The following is a 19,033-nucleotide window of genomic DNA, read 5'->3' as shown; positions in this document are numbered from 1 at the left end:
TGTTCTTCATTTTTTTTGTAAAGAGTAATTTATCCATTTCTTTTTTTGTATTTTATTCTTTATGAACAAAAGTACTATCGGCAGATTTTGGTTTAATGGGATGTTTGCCGTTATTTCGGCAAGCACATTTTTTGCATGCGATTCATCTAGTTCAAGCGTTTCAGATCCAGGAGATGGCATTACCATAAACCCCTTGGAAGTCGAAACGGGTTCAATCACCGACAACCGTGATGGGGAGACATATAGAATCGTCACCATCGGTGAACAAACTTGGATGGCCGAAAACCTCAAGTACAATTACAGCGACACAGACGCAAGTAGCTATTGCTATAAAGACAAAGACAGCAACTGCGACAAGTACGGCAGACTGTACACTTGGTCCGAAGATATGGCCCGCAACATCTGTCCTTCGGGCTGGCACCTTCCCGATCACGAAGACTGGAAAATCTTAATCAACTCCACGGGCGGAGTCGATTACGCCGGTCACAAGCTCAAAGCAAAATCCACGTGGAATAGCGACGGCAACGGTTCCGACGCTTACAGCTTTACAGCACTCGCTGCAGGCTTCCGCAATACTTCCAAAAATTATGAGGAACAAGGTTCCTATGCCTCGTTCTGGTCCGCAACTCGGTACGATTACTCCGATGTTCTTTACTGGAGCCTTAATGCTGACAACAAGCTCGTCATCCGCGATGCAGGCAATCGCAACAACGCATTTTCTATTCGATGCATCAAAGGCAGCAAGACTTTCTACTACAGTTCCATGCGCTCTAGTAGTTCTAGCGCCAAGAGTAGCTCTAGTGTCCAAAGCAGTTCAAGCGCCATCAGCAGCTCTAGCGTCCAAAGCAGTTCAAGCGCAAAAAGCAGTAGTTCTAGCACACCAAGTAGTTCCAGTGCAATCAGTAGCTCTAGCGTTCAAAGCAGTAGTTCTAGCGAAATCAGTAGCTCTAGCGTTCAAAGCAGTTCAAGCGCTACTTCAAACAGCTCCAATTACAAGTACGACCCCGCCAAAGTCATCCACGGGACCCTAACGGATTCGCGAGACGGTCAAGAATACAAGACCATCACCATCGGCAATCAGACTTGGATGGCAGAAAATTTAAGATACGAGATCCCTAGGGATACTGCAGATACCGTTGATGTTTTTTGTCCTCAAGATCCTGACACCCTCGCACTCGTAGGTTGTTATTACACTTGGAACGCAGCAATGAAAGCCTGCCCCGAAGGTTGGCAATTACCAAACCAAAGCAATTGGAAAACATTGGTTAATCAAATTTCTTGGACAGCTCCATGGGGCATTCTTGAAACTGCATGCAACACCAATTCCTTGACGTACAACTCGATTCAAGGGAATGACGTGTACGGTCTCAACATCATACCGTCCGGAACATGTAATTCCATTACAAAAAAGATCATTTTTGGTGGATCAGCCGAATTTTGGACATCAACAGCCCTAAATGAATTTTTCCACGGAATAGCTGTATTTTCATTCATAAACGACAACTTAAAAACAGATTCATACACTGAACATTCGGCATTCAAAAGCGTTCGTTGCCTAAAGAATTAAAAAGATGAAACAAATTTTACCCATACTTTCACTTGGTTTAGCAGCCTCCTTTATCGCATGTTCCGAATCTACGACGTCCGTAGAGAACAACAACGAACCACTTGAATCGTTTACCGATTCCCGCGACAACCGGGAATACAAGAAGGTGACCATCGGCGAACAAACTTGGATGGCCGAAAACCTTTATTTTGAAAAATATTTCTACACCTGGGAAGAAGCAAAAAAGGCATGTCCCGAAGGCTGGCATCTCCCCAATGACGACGAATGGAAAACTCTATTTGAAGAAGTCGGCGGCGTAGAAAAAGCTGGCCTCCAGTTGAAATCCACTTCGGGCTGGGAAACAGGCAAAAACGGAAAAGACAAATATGGCTTTGAAGCATCCCCAATGGGTTACCGCGACGCTCTCGACGAGCGACAAAAGAAAGGCTATAGGGCATTGTTCTGGTCCGCTACAGAGCTAGACAGTAAAAACGCCTTCAACTGGAGATTCGACGGCGTAAGCGATTACGTATTCTATGAAGACTATCCCAAAAATTTTAGACTCTCTGTCCGTTGCATAGAAAATAACTTCATCGAGGAATCATCCAGTTCATCGGATGAAATATCGAGTTCTTCGAACAAAGTTCAATCCAGTTCATCTTCTAATGATCGATCAAGTTCTTCGATAACAAAACAATCTAGCTCCTCTTCCAAAAATCAATCAAGCTCTTCCATAACAGAACAGTCCAGCTCCAGCATTCTTTCTTCTAGCTCGGAATCAAGCAGTTCTATGAGCTCGTCGTCATCCAGTAGCAGCTCTTCAAGCATTGTTTCTAGCTCTAGCGAACCCCCTCGTCCAACAGTCTATGACCCCATCAAAAAGACGTTGACGGACGGTCGTGACGGACATATTTATAGAACTACAACCATCAACAATCGCGTATGGATGGCAGAAAACCTGAATTACGCATACTACTTCAAGTCGGCAAGAAGTTTCTGCTACCAAAACGATACCGCCTACTGTACAAAGTACGGACGACTTTACACTTGGAGTGCCGCCATGGACTCGGTAGGAGCTTTTTCAAACGACTCTAAGCTATGCGGCCTAAGATCAAAATCAAATTGCAAGCCTGCTGAAGTCGTCCAAGGAATGTGCCCAGAAGGGTGGCACTTGCCCAATCGAGCAGAATGGAATGAATTGTTCTATTATATTGGTGGTTACAACACCCAAAAGCTAAAGGCAAAACAAGGTTGGGACGGATCCGAAGGAACCGACGATTTTGAGTTCTCTATGTTGGCCGCAGGAACGCGAACAACAAAAGCTGAATTCACAACCGAAAAAGAGATTGCCTATTTCTGGACTTCTGACAAAGAAGATGCCAACGCCATTCTTTTTGACCATACACAACAATACTACATCAGAATGGTTACGGAGGATTACGCATATTCCATCCGTTGCTTAATGAACTACGAAGATAAAAACAACATTCCCAAGCCCGATCATGAAATAGTCTATGGCACACTTGAAGATTCCAGAGACGGCAATGTTTACAAGACCGTAGAAATTGGGGACCAGACATGGATGGTTGAAAATCTGAGACTCGAGTATCACGAGGGATCTGCCGAAAGCTCTTGCCCAACGGACGATCCGGAATATTGCAATACCTTTGGCAGATTATACACATGGTCGGCAGCTATGGATTCAGCCGAAATTTATTCTAATGACGGCGCCGGATGTGGTTATCACCTTACATGTAATCCCAAGACATTCGCCAAAGGGATTTGCCCAGACGGGTACCGCCTCCCAAACAAAGACGATTTCCTAAAGCTTCAGGAAGCAACAGGAGGCAACGTTCTCTCAGGACAGAACCTGAAAGGACTTGAAGGCTGGCCAAGAAACGGCAATGGCTATGATTTATATGGATTCAACGCAACACCAATTAGCGAAAAAGATGCTGTATATTATTGGGGTTCATCAGAAGATGACCAAAAGTACAGTGCCAGAACTCTCTGTTTCACACTTACAACAATGAATTCCGACATCTGTTATTCAACTAAAACAGCAACAAACCCAATTCGCTGCATCAAGAATGTTGAATAAAAAATGGAAAGCTACGGCTAAAAGTCGTAGCTTTTTTTGCCCTTTTTCTTTTTTTATTATATCTTTATGGACAAGATTCAGGGAGAAAAAATATGAATTTGCGTCAGCGTTTTGCCGAACTTCTTCAGATCATTACCAAAGACATTCCAGAAAGAGAATACTATGTGCAGTTGGGATTCCTCACCGCACTCATTCAGGAACCGTTCTACTTGTACGGTCGCCCCGGCTGCGGAAGCTCCCTCTTTATCCGCAGAATTTCGAGCGCATTCAAGGACGCCCGCGTTTTGAAGCTCGGGAAAAAGCAAAGACAGCTCCCTGACAACATCAACGATTTCAATCTGATTATCTTCGATAACTTCACGCCCAACGACGAACAGAGCAAGAGTAATCTCCAGATTGTCATCCACGATCACGAAAAGAATTCCATCATCATCTCGGGTGACCAAAAGCCGGAATCCGCATTGAGCAGGTCCGAAGTGAGCGACCAAGTCACGCTTACCATCATGCTCCCCGACAGCATTTCTTCGGAAGCCCTTTGCAAGCTCCTGCAAATTCACGGTACAGACAGTAACGTCAACGTTCCGCCCGCAATTGCCATCAGCGCCGAAGAACAGGCTCAGTGGATTCAGGAAATCAGCAAAGTCACGCTTTCCCCGAACACGCTCGCCGTCATCGGCAAGGTTGCAGAGACCTGTGAAAAGAACTGCGTTTACGTACCCATCCGCAGATGGCTTGCCCTTTCGAACATGATCAAGGCAATCGCCTACCTCAACGGGCGCTCCGAAACCAAGCTTATCGATACATTCTTCCTCGGCACATCCATCTGGGGACGTAGCGCATCGAACACCGCCATTTCCGAAAGCTATAAGCAGATTCTCAAAGAGCAATTATATAAGAACACGCCGAGCCTCCTAGAAACGCCTTATGACGCCAACAGCCTGCTCATGCGCGTGAACCATCTTGTCCACAGCTCCAACAACCTTTACGAAACCAAACCGTTCAACGGCGAGAAATGCCTCGCCTACCGCATCACGATTGCAGGCGAATCCGTACCGCTTTACGCGCCGCTCAAATACATCGAAACAGATGTCAGCTTCAATCCGTACAACGAACTCCGCCAAATCGAAAAGCGCGTTGTCTGCAATTACCACGGCACTTCGAACTGCACCATTTCCATCGATCCACAAGTCCGTACAAGCGGGCTGCGCAGTTCCGTGAACCAGTCCAATGCCGCTTGCACAAAGTTCGAAGAATTCGGCACACTCCCGACATACATCTTGAGAGAAAACGCGCCAGAAATCATCGAAGAGAAAAAAGTTCTTCGTGACACGCTGAATGCCGAAATCAAGGAATCCATGGACCGCGAAACGGCAAACCTAGTCGCCTTGCGTAACACATATAAATTATTCAACGAATCGAAGGACGACCTTTTCTGCTTTACGCAGATGTTCAACGCAGTCCAAAGCGATATCAAGGCACAATTCGACAACACCGCAAACATCATCAAGACCATCAAGAAGGCAAGCGAAGTCATTGCATCGTTCTCAAATAACATGCTCAAGACTCCGAACCTCGTCGGTAAGCCGCAAGCCAAGCCACAGGCGCAGGCACCACAGGCGGCTCAGCCTTCTAATGCCGAAAAATAACGTATATTGAGGGCGTGAACTTAATTCTCCTCTGGGCGGGTATCGCCATCATTTGGCTACTATGCATCTGCATGACCAAAAAAGGTTGTGCAGTTATTCGTATTCTCTGGAGGAGCATCAAGGTAAAATTAACCATCATTGTATGCGCACTAGGCATTGCCGCCATCACGACCGCTTACGCAACGCACCCCGAAGAAGCCCCACGCCCAACAATTGACGAGCAGCACGAATACCAGAAATACGCGACTTCCGCCATTCAAAAGCTTTGCGATCAAGGCGAGCTCATTATCGACATGAACTGCAACCTCGACAGCGCCGCCGCAGAACTCGCCTACATCCTCCCCACCATCATCAATAATTACAATCTCGTCGTCACGCGACCCACGACACCGATTCTCGAAAAAATCAAGGACACGCTCCAAATCAAGATGATCGGCTACAAGAAATTTAGGAACAGGGGCATCCGACTCACAAAAGCGCTGCAACGCGATTTAGGCATCCGCTACGATATCGAAATCATTTCCGAAGATACGGACCACACGCTGAAAATCACATACAACGGAAAACGCTGGGACAGTGAACACCTTTGCAATCTCCCCGTTCTCGAAGCATGCCTCCGCGAACGCACAGACCCCGCCGTTCTCATGTCCATCATCCAGCACACTTCCGGATTTCAGATGAACTATCAGGGCAAAAACAACACGTCCGGATTACTCGCACTCGATACTGGCAAGGGTTTAGAACAAATTGACATAGGCGCCCATCGCCTCAAAAAAGTTCTAGCGACATCACCCACGCTCGCCGACGCCGTTGCGCAATTCTACCCCGATGCAGAACACCGCAACAAATTCGAGAACTGGCGCAAAGACCCGCAAAAGCATTACTGGGTGGGGCAAGTCCTTACGGACATTCAATACTACCGCAGCAACGGCATGACGCTTACCCCGCGCAAACGTCAAAGAGCGGAATAATCCTGTCATGCCTGCCACCGAGCAGGCATATCCCTTCTACGAACTAATAACTAACGACTATTGACTAGTCCAGCTTATACTTGTCTTTCGCGGCTTCGAGTTCGGCACTCGCCTTTTCCCAGGCGGCGTAAAGTTCTTCGGTCAGCTTCTTGTTTTCGTCCATATCTTTTGCAATGGACGTAATCGCATTGCCGTCGCCAGATTCCGAAGCGGCCACAAGCTTTGCTTCAAGTTCACCGCCGATAGCTTCGGCCTTCGCAATTTCTGCTTCGAGGCGCGCGGTCTCTTTTTCGAGCGGCTTGATGACCTTGCTGCGTTCGGCAATGTAGTCTGCACGCGCCCTGCGGTCTTCCTTGGTGCGCGGCGTCGAACTTACAGGCTTGTCGTCCGTGACGTCGATATTCGAGACCTTGATGTTTGCGGAGTTCGCGCCGCCCGGCTTCTTTTCAGAAGCCCAGCCAACCTTTTCAAGGAAGTCCGCGTAAGTGCCTTCGAAGATACGGCACTTACCACCGTCGAAGACGATGAGGCGCGTCGCAAAAGCGTGCAGCAGTTCTTCGTCATGCGTCACGACAAGTGCGGTCCCATCGTAATCTTCGAGTGCATCGATCAAGCTCTCGATGCTTTCCATATCCAAGTGGTTCGTCGGTTCGTCAAGCAAAAGCATATTGCTTTCGTTCGCCAAAATCTTGCCCAGCAGCACACGGCTGCGTTCGCCACCCGAAAGCACCTTGACCTTCTTCATGGCAGTATCGCCACTGAACATCATCACGCCAGCAAGGCTACGCGCACGACTCTTCTGCGACACATCCGCAATCGCACTTGCAATTTCTTCTTCGACCGTATTTTCAAGATTCAGGCGGTTGATATTCGTCTGTCCAAAGTAATTTATCTTGAGGTTCGGGTTGTAATTGATTGTACCCTGGGTCGGTTCAAATTCTTTCGCAATCAAGTTCAAGAGCGTCGTTTTACCGCGACCGTTCGGACCGATAATCGCAATGCGGTCGCCCTTGAACACTTCCATCTCGAGATCCGAAATCAGCTCCGGACCGTAACCGTTTTCGTTCTTGTACGCAAAATGCAGCCCGTGAATCTGGAGCATGCGCTTGCCCGGGAATTCCGCATTCTTGAAATTGAAATCCAGGTTACGTTCGTGCGAGAGGCGCTCGCCCGTTGCAAGCTTTGCCGCAGCCTTAATCTTCGACTGCACCATCGCCGCCTTTGCCGCCTTGTAACGGAAGCGTTCGATGACTTTTTCAAGTTGTTCCTTTTTACGCTGCTCGTTTTCTTGCGTGCGCATTGCCACTTCTTCTTCTTCGGCAATCGTCTCGCGCAGCTTTTCGACCGTTCCCTTGACCTTGCGCATCTTGTGGCGGTGAATCCCCACCGTGTGCGTGCAGACCTCATCCATAAAGTGGTGGTCATGCGTAATCAAGAGCACTTCGCCCTTCCACATGCGCAAAAAGCGGCTGAGCCAGCGCATGGAAACAATGTCCAAATAGTTCGTCGGTTCGTCAAGCAAAAGCATGTCCGGTTCCGACGCCAAGACCTTCGCCAAATTCAAACGGATCTGGAAACCACCCGACAAAAGCATCGGGTCTTTCTGCATGCTCTCTTCGTCAAAGCCAAGACCAAAGAGAATCGCCTCGACCTTGTGTTCTTCGAGCCAACCGTCCTCATTCACCTTGAGCACGCTGCACGCTTCTTCGTGAACCGTCGGGTGCGTGAACTTGATATGCTGCTGCAAATAGCCAATCGTATAGCCCTTCGGGATGTCGATGTTACCGCCATCGAGGCATTCCTGCCCGAGAATCATCTTGAAAAGGGTCGATTTGCCGCAACCGTTGCGACCAACAAGACCGACGCGTTCATGGTCGGCAACGAGCATGCTAGCGCCGTCCAAAAGGACCTGCATGCCAAAAGACTTAGATACATTCTGAATTTGAATCACGAAATCAAAGATAAAAAAAAGCGACCCCCACGCTAATGGGAGCCGCTCCTAAAATCAGGCGACCAGAGATTACTTCCAGTCGAGAACTTCGCGGTTCCAAGAAACCGGAGAACCCGTCATGATCAATTTCTTATCAAAGCCGCTGCCATTGCTCATCTGCTTTGCAATAAAGCCAGACTTGTACATGGTAGCCTTCTTGCCGTCCTTGTTCTTGCCGTCATAGACAATGTCAAATCCGACCCATCTGTAAAGGACAAAGCCGAAGAAGTTTCTGCGGTATTCCCAAGAGTCGCTCGTGATGATGAGCTTCTTGATCTTGTAACCCTTCACGAGAGCCTTGAGTTCCTTTTCAATCTTCGGACCCTTCCAGGTCTGCTTCGGAAGGTCAGCCATCTTGACCGGAGTCGGGCCACGCTTGATAGCATCCTGCACTTCTTCAATCGGAGACTTGCCCACGATTTCCTTGAAGTCGGTCACTTCAACTTCGTAGAACTTTTCCGGGAAGGCAACGCCCTTGTAAACGCCCTGATCGATATAGCCGTATCCTTCCGGCACATAGAAGAACTTGCCACCCTTCTTGTAAACGAAAGCCATCGCAAAAGCGTTCTTGTCGTTGTACTTCATGATGGAGCCAAAGCGGTAAGCGCGCACGAATTCGCTTTCACCCTGTTCCTTGTCGGACGGGCCAATCCAGCGGGACTTGAGATTTCTAATGTCATTGTCCTTCGTGATCATGTAGACTTCAGCCGGCAATTCGCCTTCGACCATCGTCTTGGTGGTATCGTCGATCTTCTTCGGATCCCAGTCATACACAAGAGCCTTCGGGGTATTCGGGGTCGGGCCATCGACAACCGGCTTGCCAAAGCACTTCACGCACTTTGCAACATGGTCTTTCCAGAACACGACATTGCTGTCGGCGTCCCTGTAAAGCACGTCGTAGTTCAAGACATCCGGTTCGCGTTCTTCGGCAAGTTCATCCGTGTGGATAAACACCTTGATGATGCCCTTTTCCTTGTTGTCCTTCCAGTGGTAGAAAACGCGTTCGAGGTAACGGTTAGAGATATCGGCGCCCACCGGGAGTTCGCTTCTAGCCATCGTCGGCTTGTCAGAAGCAGGTGCAAAAGCAGCATCAGCAGGGACATCATCCTGAGCATACGCCATAGAGAAGGCGAAAAGCCCTGCAGCAAGAGTCTTAAAAATCAGTTTCATTCCATTCGGCTTTGCGGGTTCCAAGTGTCAGCGACATTCTTGGCGAACCCACATTTACCAAAAATGCGCATTTTTTAGGACAATGTAAATAAAAACGATACATTTGGCAATAAATTATCACGAAATTACTACAAAAAAACTTCAAGCGTTCAACAATCTTCAACATCTATCAACACCCATTGTAAATAAAATTCAGGCATAAAGAAAACCCCGCGCGTAACCCGTTAAGTTTCAAAGAGTTACTTTCCGCGAGGTCTATTCTTAAGTTGTTGATAAGTTGTGGTTATTTCTTGCCGTGACGGCGAATGCCCAACGTAAACGTTTCATCGACACTCCCGGCAACGTTCCCATCCGAGAATATCTTGAACTTGAGCTTGGCAATATACACGCCCGTTCCGACCATGCGACCCTTATTGCTATGGCCATCCCACATCAAGAATACGTTGCCCGGATTATCCACGCAGTCCGTACCAAAGACATCCTTGTCGCTACACAGCACTTCGCCCTTCAGCGAATTGACATAGTGCCCAAGGCTCGAGAAGTAGCTAACTTCCCACTTGATTTTCGCCTTCGAAAGCACGACTTCTCGCGGTTCATCCGAATTCAGCAATAGCGACTTACCCACTTCGCTCAAGTCAAACTTGATGAGTTCACCCGGAAGTCCACGTTCCGCAATAACCTCCTTGAGTTCTTTTGCAACATCAACACGAACCGGAGCGACATCATCCTTGTACGGCCACTTGTCTGGAGTCCAATCCGCAGGGTTGATGCCCACAACACCCGGAGTTTCCACTTCCACTCGCTGTTCACCTTCAATGCGGCGCCACGGGTTATTCACATGCGGCGTATTTCCGTTCAAGTCCGGCAACACACCCGGAATCAAGCGCACCATAAAGCCCACATCCGGAACAACAGTATTTTCGCTCTTCAAGAACATCACATCATAGTAATTGCTCTTCTTGGTCGGTGTCACAGAAACCACGGACAATCTTGACGGATCCACCACTTCACCAGCCTTGTCCTTGAATTCAAGGAACTGCACGCCGTTCAACAAATCCATCTGGGTCGCTTCGCTAATATACACAGTCAGCTTGTTCAAATTATCCGAGACAGGCTTCACAATCGGCTTATCCGTAAGGATAGCTCCCATGCGGTCTTCAATGGCAAGCCCATCCAAGCTGAGCTGCGTCATCTGTCCCGTTTCCTTGTCCATATAAGTGTAATGATACCTGAAGGAGCCCTGGTAAAGTTCCTTGGCACCACCTGTAAACACCTTATCCTGCATTCCTTCGTAAGCAATCGCCAAGCTCTTGTCATCCTGCATCAGCATGGCAACACTCTGCGTCGACGCCACTGTATTCCAGTCATCGCTACCGAAAGACCAGGCAATCGTATCCGGGATAGTTTCATCAAACGGCTTGTTGAACACAATAGCAATGCTATCGAGCACACCATCGCCATTGCGGTCATACGCTTCGCCAAGATTGGCAAACGGCACAGGCGGTTCCTTAAAGTGGATATTACTCCAGGAAATCACGTTCGCGACACTTTCACCCGAGATTTCAAAGCTCGCATTCGTCACCGAGGAATCGCCAACAACATAGAACTTGACCGTTCCCGTCGAATCTGTAATGAGCTTGTCCACTCTCTGCTTTTTCTCGTTCAAGAAACTGATCGGGAATGCCGTCTTCAAGTCAAGCACGGCAAAGCAGTCCTTGCAAAGGTTTGCAATGTAGAACACGCCCACCTGCAAAGGAATCGTATCCGGGTAAGCCACATGAGTCAAAAGCGTATCGTTAGCAGAGCCGTCAAACGGGAGTCCGCGCAAGCTAATGCCCGTCGGGTCAAACGCCTTGATAGAATCCGGGCTGTTAAACACATCGATAAATGCAATGTCTGGAAGCGGGTATGCCGGCACCGAGAAGTACACTTCGCTAGACTGCGTCATGTCGCTAGCCAAGAAGAACTGCAACATGTAAGAGCCTGGGGCAAGAGAACGGTTACGCACAATTTCCACCGTATCGATTACGAAGCCCGCCATGTTCTCGTCAATGTTAATGCCAGCGATCGTACCCGGCAAAATGTCCAAGCCTTCCGGCGGAATTCTCCCATCATCGCCAAACAGCACAAACGAGGACTGAGCCGGCATTGTGTCAATTTTCGATGTACTCGAAACATCGCAACTGATCGATTCATCCATCAACAACTGCAAAATGGAGAACTTGATCGTTCCATCGGTCGTCTTTTCTTCGACCGGGTAATATGTCTTTTGCGTCTGCAAGTTGATGGACGTACGCATCTTGAAGTTCGAGCCCGTCGCATTACGTTCCGAGAAGAAAATGTGGAACGGGTATTCACGACCTTCGACAAGCTTTAACGACGGGTCATTCTGTCCAATCGTATCCAAGTTCACGCCACCTTCCACAGGGCTATGGCATCCACCGATATCCACGACAAGACGGTTGTTGATAAACACCCACACGTCATCGTCACCGCGGAATTCAAAGTACTGGCCTTTCACGTACTTGAACTGAGCCGAAACCTTCATCGCAAAGCTGTAGTTATGGCGGCAACCCTGAATGTTCCAGTCGAATTTCGGGTTCAGCACCGTCTTTGCCGAATCGAGGTACTGCAAGTCGTCAATCGGGTAAAATCCCGGATTAATCGTATCGTTGCAATCACCTTCTTCGTTCGTAAAGTCCGCCTGCCAAAAGCCTTCTTCATCCAGCGAGAGGCTAATATCACGGCAAACCCCATTCTTGTATTCATTGCCGGCGGCATCCTTCGCCACCACCTGCGGGATAAACCATTTCTCGATTTCATGAGCGGCAGAGCACTGAGCCCACGGATAGACAAGCGAGTCCACACGTGCAGGGGCTCCATTCACAAGCGTATCCTGTACCATGCCCGGCACATGTCCTGAGCAAGTTTTAAATTCTGCAGCATCTCCATTCTGGTCAATGCCCATAACGGTTGTGTACGCATTACCGCCATAAATACCGCCAAAGTCCACGTCAATGCTATCCGCATAGGATTCACCTGCCCAGTCCAGCACAAGAGCAGAAATCTTAAGTGACGGGCAAATGCCAAGGAATCCCGGATACTGCGTCGTATCACTCGGTTCATAGCTATGCTTCGGGTTCGGATACACCCAGACCGTATCATTTTTCGCCATGACCGTATCCAGCGAAATCAGGGAATCCAGTTCATCCATTTCTGCGACAATGCCCTTGCCGCCATAGCGTTCCATGCCAAAAGTCTGCTTAAAGTAAACGCGCCAATCTGTCGCATGCTTGTAAACTGTACCCGTGTACCAGCCACAAGTATCCACAAGCGGTCCCATCTTGATGACATCGCCAGTCGATTCAATCACCATGGACGGCGACTGGTTTTCCCACGGGCTCTTGAGGCGAACAACCTTAGGCTCCGGCGGGTAGAACACCAGATCCAATGTTTCAAGCGAAGTCGAGGTATACATCCAGGTTTCATAAATGCCAGTCGGGAAAAGTTCGCCAGCACGCGGGCGGGACGCTTCCGGGAAATACGGATGTTGCGGCCAGTCGTTACTGCCACGCAAAATCTGGACAAAAGCCCCTGCAGAATTCCACTGCGAAGACGCCACAAGCGTATCTGCAAAATCAATATGACGCCAATATTTGTACTCGCCTTCAGAACTCAACCCTGTAGGCGCATTCAAGATGTTGTTGTCAATCTTGATATAGAACGTGCTATCACGGAATGTCGTGTTCGTACGCCACGGATGGTAAATATGCAGACGACGAGTCGGGTCAAAACATTCGCCCGGCGTCCCAATTTCAGCAGAAGCCACAGGATTTGCCACCGTACCATCCACAAAAATCGTATCCTGAGTTAGGAGAATAGTCCCCAAGTCCACAAAAGCGTCCTTATCCGCTGGCACAACATACCACGGTGCCTTGTAGCGCACGAAATAGGCGGTCAAAAGCGGGTTCGCCTGCACCATCGCAGGTGTCAAAGCACCATAGAACCAACCACACTTGTCCTTGTCGCCTTCATCAAAACGCATTAGCACGGAATCCGCGCCAAACACCATCTGCGGCAAAACCTTGTTGCCCCACGGGCTCTTGAACCATACAATCTTGGAACCCGGAGCCATGAATGACTTTTTATAGGACTTGTCCGTCGCATCCGTATAAAGCCAAATTTCCGTTTCACTACCGAAAAACGCGGACATTCTAGTCTTTCCGCCTTCAGTCCAAGAAACGCAATTGTTGTTATTGTAATTATAGTCGTCTGTATTGGGGCAAGCCTTGAACTCAAAGTCCTGCCAATCCTGGAAATCGGCAACCGTCTTGCCTTCCCAAGTATAGACGTACCAGTCATCACCTTCACTCTTCATCATTGTCCTTGAAGTAGCGCCAAAACCCGGATTGTAGTCCGTCACGCCACCGACAATATGCGGAGTATAACTAGAAGCCGTCGCATCATTGCGAAAAGGCGACTGTAAGTGAATTGTCAAATCCGCCCACGCAGAGACAGCAAGCATCAATGAGGCGGCAATACCCAAACAACAGTGTTTCATTCAACACCCTCTTTATTCTGCCCACACTTTAATCAAAAGATATATTCAATTATCAAAAATTCAAAATGCTATAAGGAAAAAAACGTAAAAAAAGCCCCGCACAAAGGCGGGACTGATTCAATACTTTAGGACAACTTACTTGATAATCTTGGCATTGCCCTTCTGTCCACCGCTTCTGTATTTTTCATTGCGGCGGATACCGAACGTGAACGTTTCTTCGCCCTTGCCCACGATTTCCTTATCCGAGAAAATCTTGAACTTGAACTTGGCGATATACACACCCGTTCCAACAAGACGCTTCTTATCGCTCATTGCATCCCATTCGAAGAACATGTTACCCGAATTCTGGATACAGTCAGTACCATAAATGTTCTTGTCGTTACAAGCAAACTCGCCCTTGACCCAGTTCACATACTGACCCAAGCTAGAGAAGAATTCAATATCCCAGTGCACCCTGACCTTGCTCAGAATTTCATCCCTGCTGGCATTATCGGAGCCCAGCAATATGGTCGTCGCATAGTCATTCAGCTGGAACTTCACCAAGACACCCGGCAAGCCTTCTTCCTGGATAATTTCCTTCAATGTGAGTTCCGGATCGACTCGAAGCGGAATAACATCGTTAGTATCGCCCGGCCACGGAGTTTCGTCAAACATACCCGGCCAAATCGTCACGACCTTCGGACGTTCCGTTTCAAGCGGCTGCTCACCTTCAATTCGGCGCCACGGGTTCTTTTCATGCGGCGTATTGCCATTCTTGTCCGGCAACACTCCCGGAAGCAAGCGGATCTTAAAGCCAACCTCAGGAGCCGTGTATTCAAGACTCTTCTGGAAAAGCAAGTCATAGTAATCGCTTTCGCCCGACGGTTCAGCAGACAGCACATTATATTTCGACGGATCGAGCAAATTATCGTTCTTATCCTTCAATTCGATAAAGCGAGTCGAAGAAAGACCTGTCGTGTTGCAACCTTCCGAAAGCTTTACGGTTACCTTGACCACCTTGTCCGATACAATCTTAAGCATCGGCTTTTCGAGCATGATGGCACCAATCTTATCCACAATCTTCGTGTTGAGGACATCGGATTCCTGAGTCGAGCCCGTCGCTTCATCCGTATAGATATAGTGGTAGAGGAAGCCGCCTTCGATTGTCGTCTTCGAAGCACCCGTCAACACGGAATCAATCAAGCTATCAGCCGTAATGACGACGCTAGAATCACGAACAATTTCATCAATCTTGTCCATGGAATAACCATGCCAGACCGTGCTGCCAAAGCTCCAAGCAACAGTATCCAAGTCATGCTTTGCAAAAGCGTTATATTCGAACGGCACATAGATACTGTCCGGGACACCATCGCCATTGCGGTCATGAATTTCGCCAATCTTGGCAAGAGGCACTTCAGGATCCTTGAAGTTGATGTTTTCCCACTTGAGCGTGTTCTTGACACCGCTTACGCCAATCACAGCAAAAGAGGCACCCTGCATCGAACCGTCACCCACCACATAGAAGCGGGCACGACCCGTTTCATCCGTTTCCACAGTGTAAATCTGCTGGTCGAATTCATTATAGAACATCATGTGAGGATCACTGGCTTTCAAGTCCAGCACCACAAAGCAGTCCGTGCAAATTTCACCTCTGTAAGTCACCATGATTTCAAGGTACGTCATTTCCGGATAGCGCACATGAGTCATCAACGTATCATTGACGCCAATCTCAATCGTTTCACCTCTCAACGTCTTGTTCGTCGGGTCAAAAGCCTTAGGTGTATCGCCAGCAACAGCATTGAACACATCGACGAATGCAATTTCCGGCGTATCAAAAGGCGGAACCGTAAATTCACAAGCATCGCTCAAGCCCATATCGCTTTCCAGGAAGTAATACAGGACATACGTTCCCGGGCTTAACGAACGCTGCTTCACAATTTCTTCGATATTGATTTCAAAGCTGGACTTGTCCGGATTGATAAGGATACCGGCAAAGTTGAGACCCACGCTCAATTCCTTAGCCTCAGAGAGGTTACCACCATCGAGATAGAAAATAGACGGAGCATCAGTCGTATCGGCCTCGCCCTTGGCTCGCGGATCGCAGCTGATTGCCTCGGCATCCATCTTGAGTCTCAAGATGCCCTTAATATCCATCGTATCTTTCCTGTCGATCGTAGCAAGGTAAGTGTTCTGCTTCTGCAAGTTGATCGATGTACGCATCTTGAAGTTCGAACCCGTCGCATTACGTTCCGCATAGAAGATATGGAACGGATATTCACGACCTTCCTTCAAAGCAAGGGTAGCGTCATTTTGACCAATCGTATCGAGATTTACAGCGCCTTCGACCTTTTCATGAATACCGCCGATATCCACGACGAGTCTGTTATTAATAAAGACCCACACGTCATCGTCACCACGGAATTCGAAGTACTGTCCCTTCACGTACTTGAAGCTTGCAGAAACAGCCATTGCATAGCTATAGTTGTGCTTGCAAGTATCCAAATGCCAGCCCGTACCGGTGTTGACGTAACCTTCAACATCCCAGTCAAACTTCGGGTTCGGAACGAGTCCTGCAGAATCGAGGAACTTAAAATCATCCAGCGGGAAGAATCCCGGGCTATCCGGGTCATTGCAGTCACCGGATTCGTTCGTGTAATCTGCATACCAGAAACCTTCGTCATCAAGCTGGAGCTCAATATCCTTACATACGGAGTTCGTATATTCCTTTCCACCCACCTTGGCGACAACTTGCGGCTTAAACCACTTGTCAATTTCATGACCCGCAGCACACTTTCCCCACGGGAACTTCGTAGAATCAACTCGAGCCGGATAACCATCGACTAGAGTACTCTGCACCATGCCGGTAATCTTTTCACCGGAATTGCAAGTACTGTCATTGCCAACCCTCGTAAAGGAGTTACCGCCATGAGTATGGCCAAAGTCAATATCAATACTGTCGTGATAGCTTTCGCCCGCCCAGTCCAAAAGCATTGCAGAAATCTTCATGCTCGGACATTCACCAAGACGCCCAACAGGGAACTTGGACGATGCATCCGGGCGGCTATAGCTCTTGTTCTTATCGGATGGATAAACCCAAGCCGTGTCTCCCTTGCTCATCAGGGAATCCAAGTCAATCAGGACTTCGACATCGTTACCTTCCCTGACAACTCCCTGCATCGAGTATTTTTCAAGACCAAAGCTCTGCTTGAAATAGATTTTCCAATCAGAAGCATGCTTGTAATACGAGCCTTCGAACCAGCCACAAGTATCCTTCGAGAACGCGGACATTCTCACTACATCGTCATTGGCATCGACAATAAAGGAAGTCGGCGTATTCTTCCAAGGGCTCAATAAACGCACAACCTTGCGTTCAAGCGGAGCAAAGGAAATATCAAATTCTTCCATCGTAGAACTAGTAAGGAACCAGGCTTCATAAACGCCAGACGGGAACAAGTCACTTGCAACCGGGCGATTCTTTTCACTAAAGTAATGGATCTTAATATTTTCGTTGAAACTACGAGTTACCTGAACCTTTGCATCAGCCGACTTCCATGCGGCCGTCGAAACGAGGGAATCCGGGAAAGTCACGGAAAGCCAATATTTGTAGCCCTTGTCAAAAGAAAGCGGAGTCTGCGCCGGACCACCAACAGTCGTATCAGCACCACGGATTGAATCTTGTCTCACACCATCAATACTGATGTAAATCGAGCTATCGCGATAGACACTATTGTTACGCCACGGGTTATAGACATGCAGGGTACGGCTCTTATCAAAGCATTCCCCAACAGTTCCCATGTTTGTCCCGACAGAAGGTGTTGACAAGGTACCATCCACATAGATAGTATCCTTTTTCTTTTCGAGAGCGGCACTCAGTTCAATAATTCCCTTCTTGTCGGCAGGGACACTCAGCCAAGGAGCGTTATTACGATAGAAAACAGCTGTACGGAGAATGTGCTTTTCCAGCATCTCCGGAGAAAGACCAGCATAGAACCAGCCGCACTTCGTCTTGTCATCAGAGAAATGCATCAAGACAGTGTCTTGACCAAAGACCATCTGCGGCAAAGCCTTATTGCCCCACGGACTCTTGAACCAAACAACCTTAGAGCCCGGAGCCACAAAGGACTTCGTATAAGTTCCAGTAGCTTCGTCTGTATAAATCCAGACTTCCTTGCTACCATCAAAGAAATCTCTGTAATTAAAGTCGTCGCCTTCCGCCCAGTCTACGCAAGTAATATTACTCGTCGCAGTCTCCGGACAAGCCTTGATAGAAAACGTCTCGGAAGCCTTAAAATCCGAAAGAGACTTTTTCCATGTGTAAGAAAACCAGTTCTCCCCCTCATCCTTCATTGCAGTTGAAGACGTCGTTCCAACATCCGGCTTCGCCGAACTCGCAACAACATGAGGAATATACTTTGATGCGGCTGCAACGCCAAAAGGAGACTGTAAATGAACAGTCAAATCTGCGAAAGCCGATGACGCCAACGCGCCCAATGTACAAAAAGCCAAATACAGGTGTCTCATACAACACTCACCTTATAGTTATTCCACACCCGTAATTGTAAATTTACATCATTTTTTTTGTAAAAAAACAAAAATATTTAAAAAAAAAGAAATCTTTTTAACCGAAATTATATATAGGAAATCATTTTCCCAAAAACCGTGAAGAAAATCCCCAAAAATATCGCAAAAACGCACAAAATAAGTACAGATAAAATAACAAATCTATATTTAAAACAAATTCATTTTCAGTATTAAAGAATCAGCTGAACATCAAATTTCATCCATCAAAAGCACACAATCATTAAGATTGTCTTTAGGACAAATGCAATTTGTATGGATTTGGGGAGCGCTACAGAAAACGCACTTGCTTGGGAACCGCCTGCCTGGAGCGTGTATGCCACCGCGAACGACAGCGCGACATTGCTCGGACGGCACAAAAAAGAAAGGGCCCCTCGAGGTGTTCCTCAGGGGGCCCGTGAATCCAGCGGCGACCTACTCTCCCGGGCCCGGGGGCCAGGTACCATCGGCGATCTGAGGCTTAACTTCCGTGTTCGGGATGGGAACGGGTG

8 protein-coding genes and 1 rRNA gene are annotated in these 19,033 nt (G+C 48.1%); 4 read left to right on the top strand and 5 right to left on the bottom strand.

The window, feature by feature from the left end:
* The first annotated feature begins 61 nt into the window (after nucleotides 1-61).
* From BUC30_RS12690 to BUC30_RS12675, 4 genes are all read left to right on the top strand, one after another.
* Complete coding sequence (locus tag BUC30_RS12690; RefSeq protein ID WP_083555862.1) at nucleotides 62-1,567, top strand: FISUMP domain-containing protein; 1,506 nt, start codon at nucleotides 62-64, stop codon at nucleotides 1,565-1,567.
* A gap of 4 nt (nucleotides 1,568-1,571) precedes the next feature.
* Nucleotides 1,572-3,647: an FISUMP domain-containing protein gene (locus BUC30_RS12685; RefSeq protein ID WP_073425240.1), complete on the top strand. Its 2,076-nt coding sequence runs from the start codon at nucleotides 1,572-1,574 to the stop codon at nucleotides 3,645-3,647.
* Nucleotides 3,648-3,739: 92 nt separating this feature from the next.
* Entirely contained in the window at nucleotides 3,740-5,293 is a 1,554-nt protein-coding gene (locus tag BUC30_RS12680) for a hypothetical protein (RefSeq protein WP_073425238.1), read from the top strand.
* 14 nt (nucleotides 5,294-5,307) lie between these two features.
* Nucleotides 5,308-6,264 carry a hypothetical protein gene (locus BUC30_RS12675; RefSeq protein ID WP_073425237.1) on the top strand — a complete coding sequence of 319 codons (957 nt, stop codon included), beginning with the start codon at nucleotides 5,308-5,310 and terminating at the stop codon, nucleotides 6,262-6,264.
* Between the two features lie 64 nt (nucleotides 6,265-6,328).
* Here the strand turns inward: BUC30_RS12675 and BUC30_RS12670 are convergent, their stop codons facing one another.
* The 5 genes from BUC30_RS12670 to rrf form a co-directional block, all read right to left on the bottom strand.
* Entirely contained in the window at nucleotides 6,329-8,215 is a 1,887-nt protein-coding gene (locus BUC30_RS12670; RefSeq protein ID WP_073425235.1) for an ABC-F family ATP-binding cassette domain-containing protein, read from the bottom strand.
* 69 nt (nucleotides 8,216-8,284) lie between these two features.
* On the bottom strand, nucleotides 8,285-9,424 hold the full coding sequence (locus BUC30_RS12665; protein ID WP_073425234.1) for a hypothetical protein: 1,140 nt from the start codon (nucleotides 9,422-9,424) through the stop codon (nucleotides 8,285-8,287).
* Nucleotides 9,425-9,707: 283 nt separating this feature from the next.
* Nucleotides 9,708-13,985, bottom strand: a complete 4,278-nt coding sequence (locus BUC30_RS12660) for a fibro-slime domain-containing protein (protein WP_073425232.1) — start codon at nucleotides 13,983-13,985, stop codon at nucleotides 9,708-9,710.
* 135 nt (nucleotides 13,986-14,120) lie between these two features.
* Nucleotides 14,121-18,485, bottom strand: coding sequence for a fibro-slime domain-containing protein (locus tag BUC30_RS12655; protein WP_073425231.1), 4,365 nt, complete (start codon nucleotides 18,483-18,485; stop codon nucleotides 14,121-14,123).
* A 458-nt stretch (nucleotides 18,486-18,943) separates the two neighbouring features.
* Nucleotides 18,944-19,033: ribosomal RNA gene (gene rrf / locus BUC30_RS12650) — 5S ribosomal RNA — on the bottom strand; the annotation flags it as partial.

Origin of the sequence: Fibrobacter sp. UWB7 (assembly GCF_900142945.1) — a bacterium.
In the GTDB taxonomy this organism is placed as follows: Bacteria; Fibrobacterota; Fibrobacteria; order Fibrobacterales; family Fibrobacteraceae; genus Fibrobacter.
Note: the sequence above shows the minus strand (reverse complement) of the source record. Positions and strands in the feature narration are given on the sequence as shown.

Excerpts from the sequence above, each read along its gene's own strand:
- BUC30_RS12690 (WP_083555862.1), top strand. The coding sequence starts at position 62 with ATGAACAAAAGTACTATCGGCAGATTTTGGTTTAATGGGATGTTTGCC.
- BUC30_RS12685 (WP_073425240.1), top strand. The coding sequence starts at position 1,572 with ATGAAACAAATTTTACCCATACTTTCACTTGGTTTAGCAGCCTCCTTT.
- BUC30_RS12680 (WP_073425238.1), top strand. The coding sequence starts at position 3,740 with ATGAATTTGCGTCAGCGTTTTGCCGAACTTCTTCAGATCATTACCAAA.
- BUC30_RS12665 (WP_073425234.1), bottom strand. The coding sequence starts at position 9,424 with ATGAAACTGATTTTTAAGACTCTTGCTGCAGGGCTTTTCGCCTTCTCT.
- BUC30_RS12660 (WP_073425232.1), bottom strand. The coding sequence starts at position 13,985 with ATGAAACACTGTTGTTTGGGTATTGCCGCCTCATTGATGCTTGCTGTC.
- BUC30_RS12655 (WP_073425231.1), bottom strand. The coding sequence starts at position 18,485 with ATGAGACACCTGTATTTGGCTTTTTGTACATTGGGCGCGTTGGCGTCA.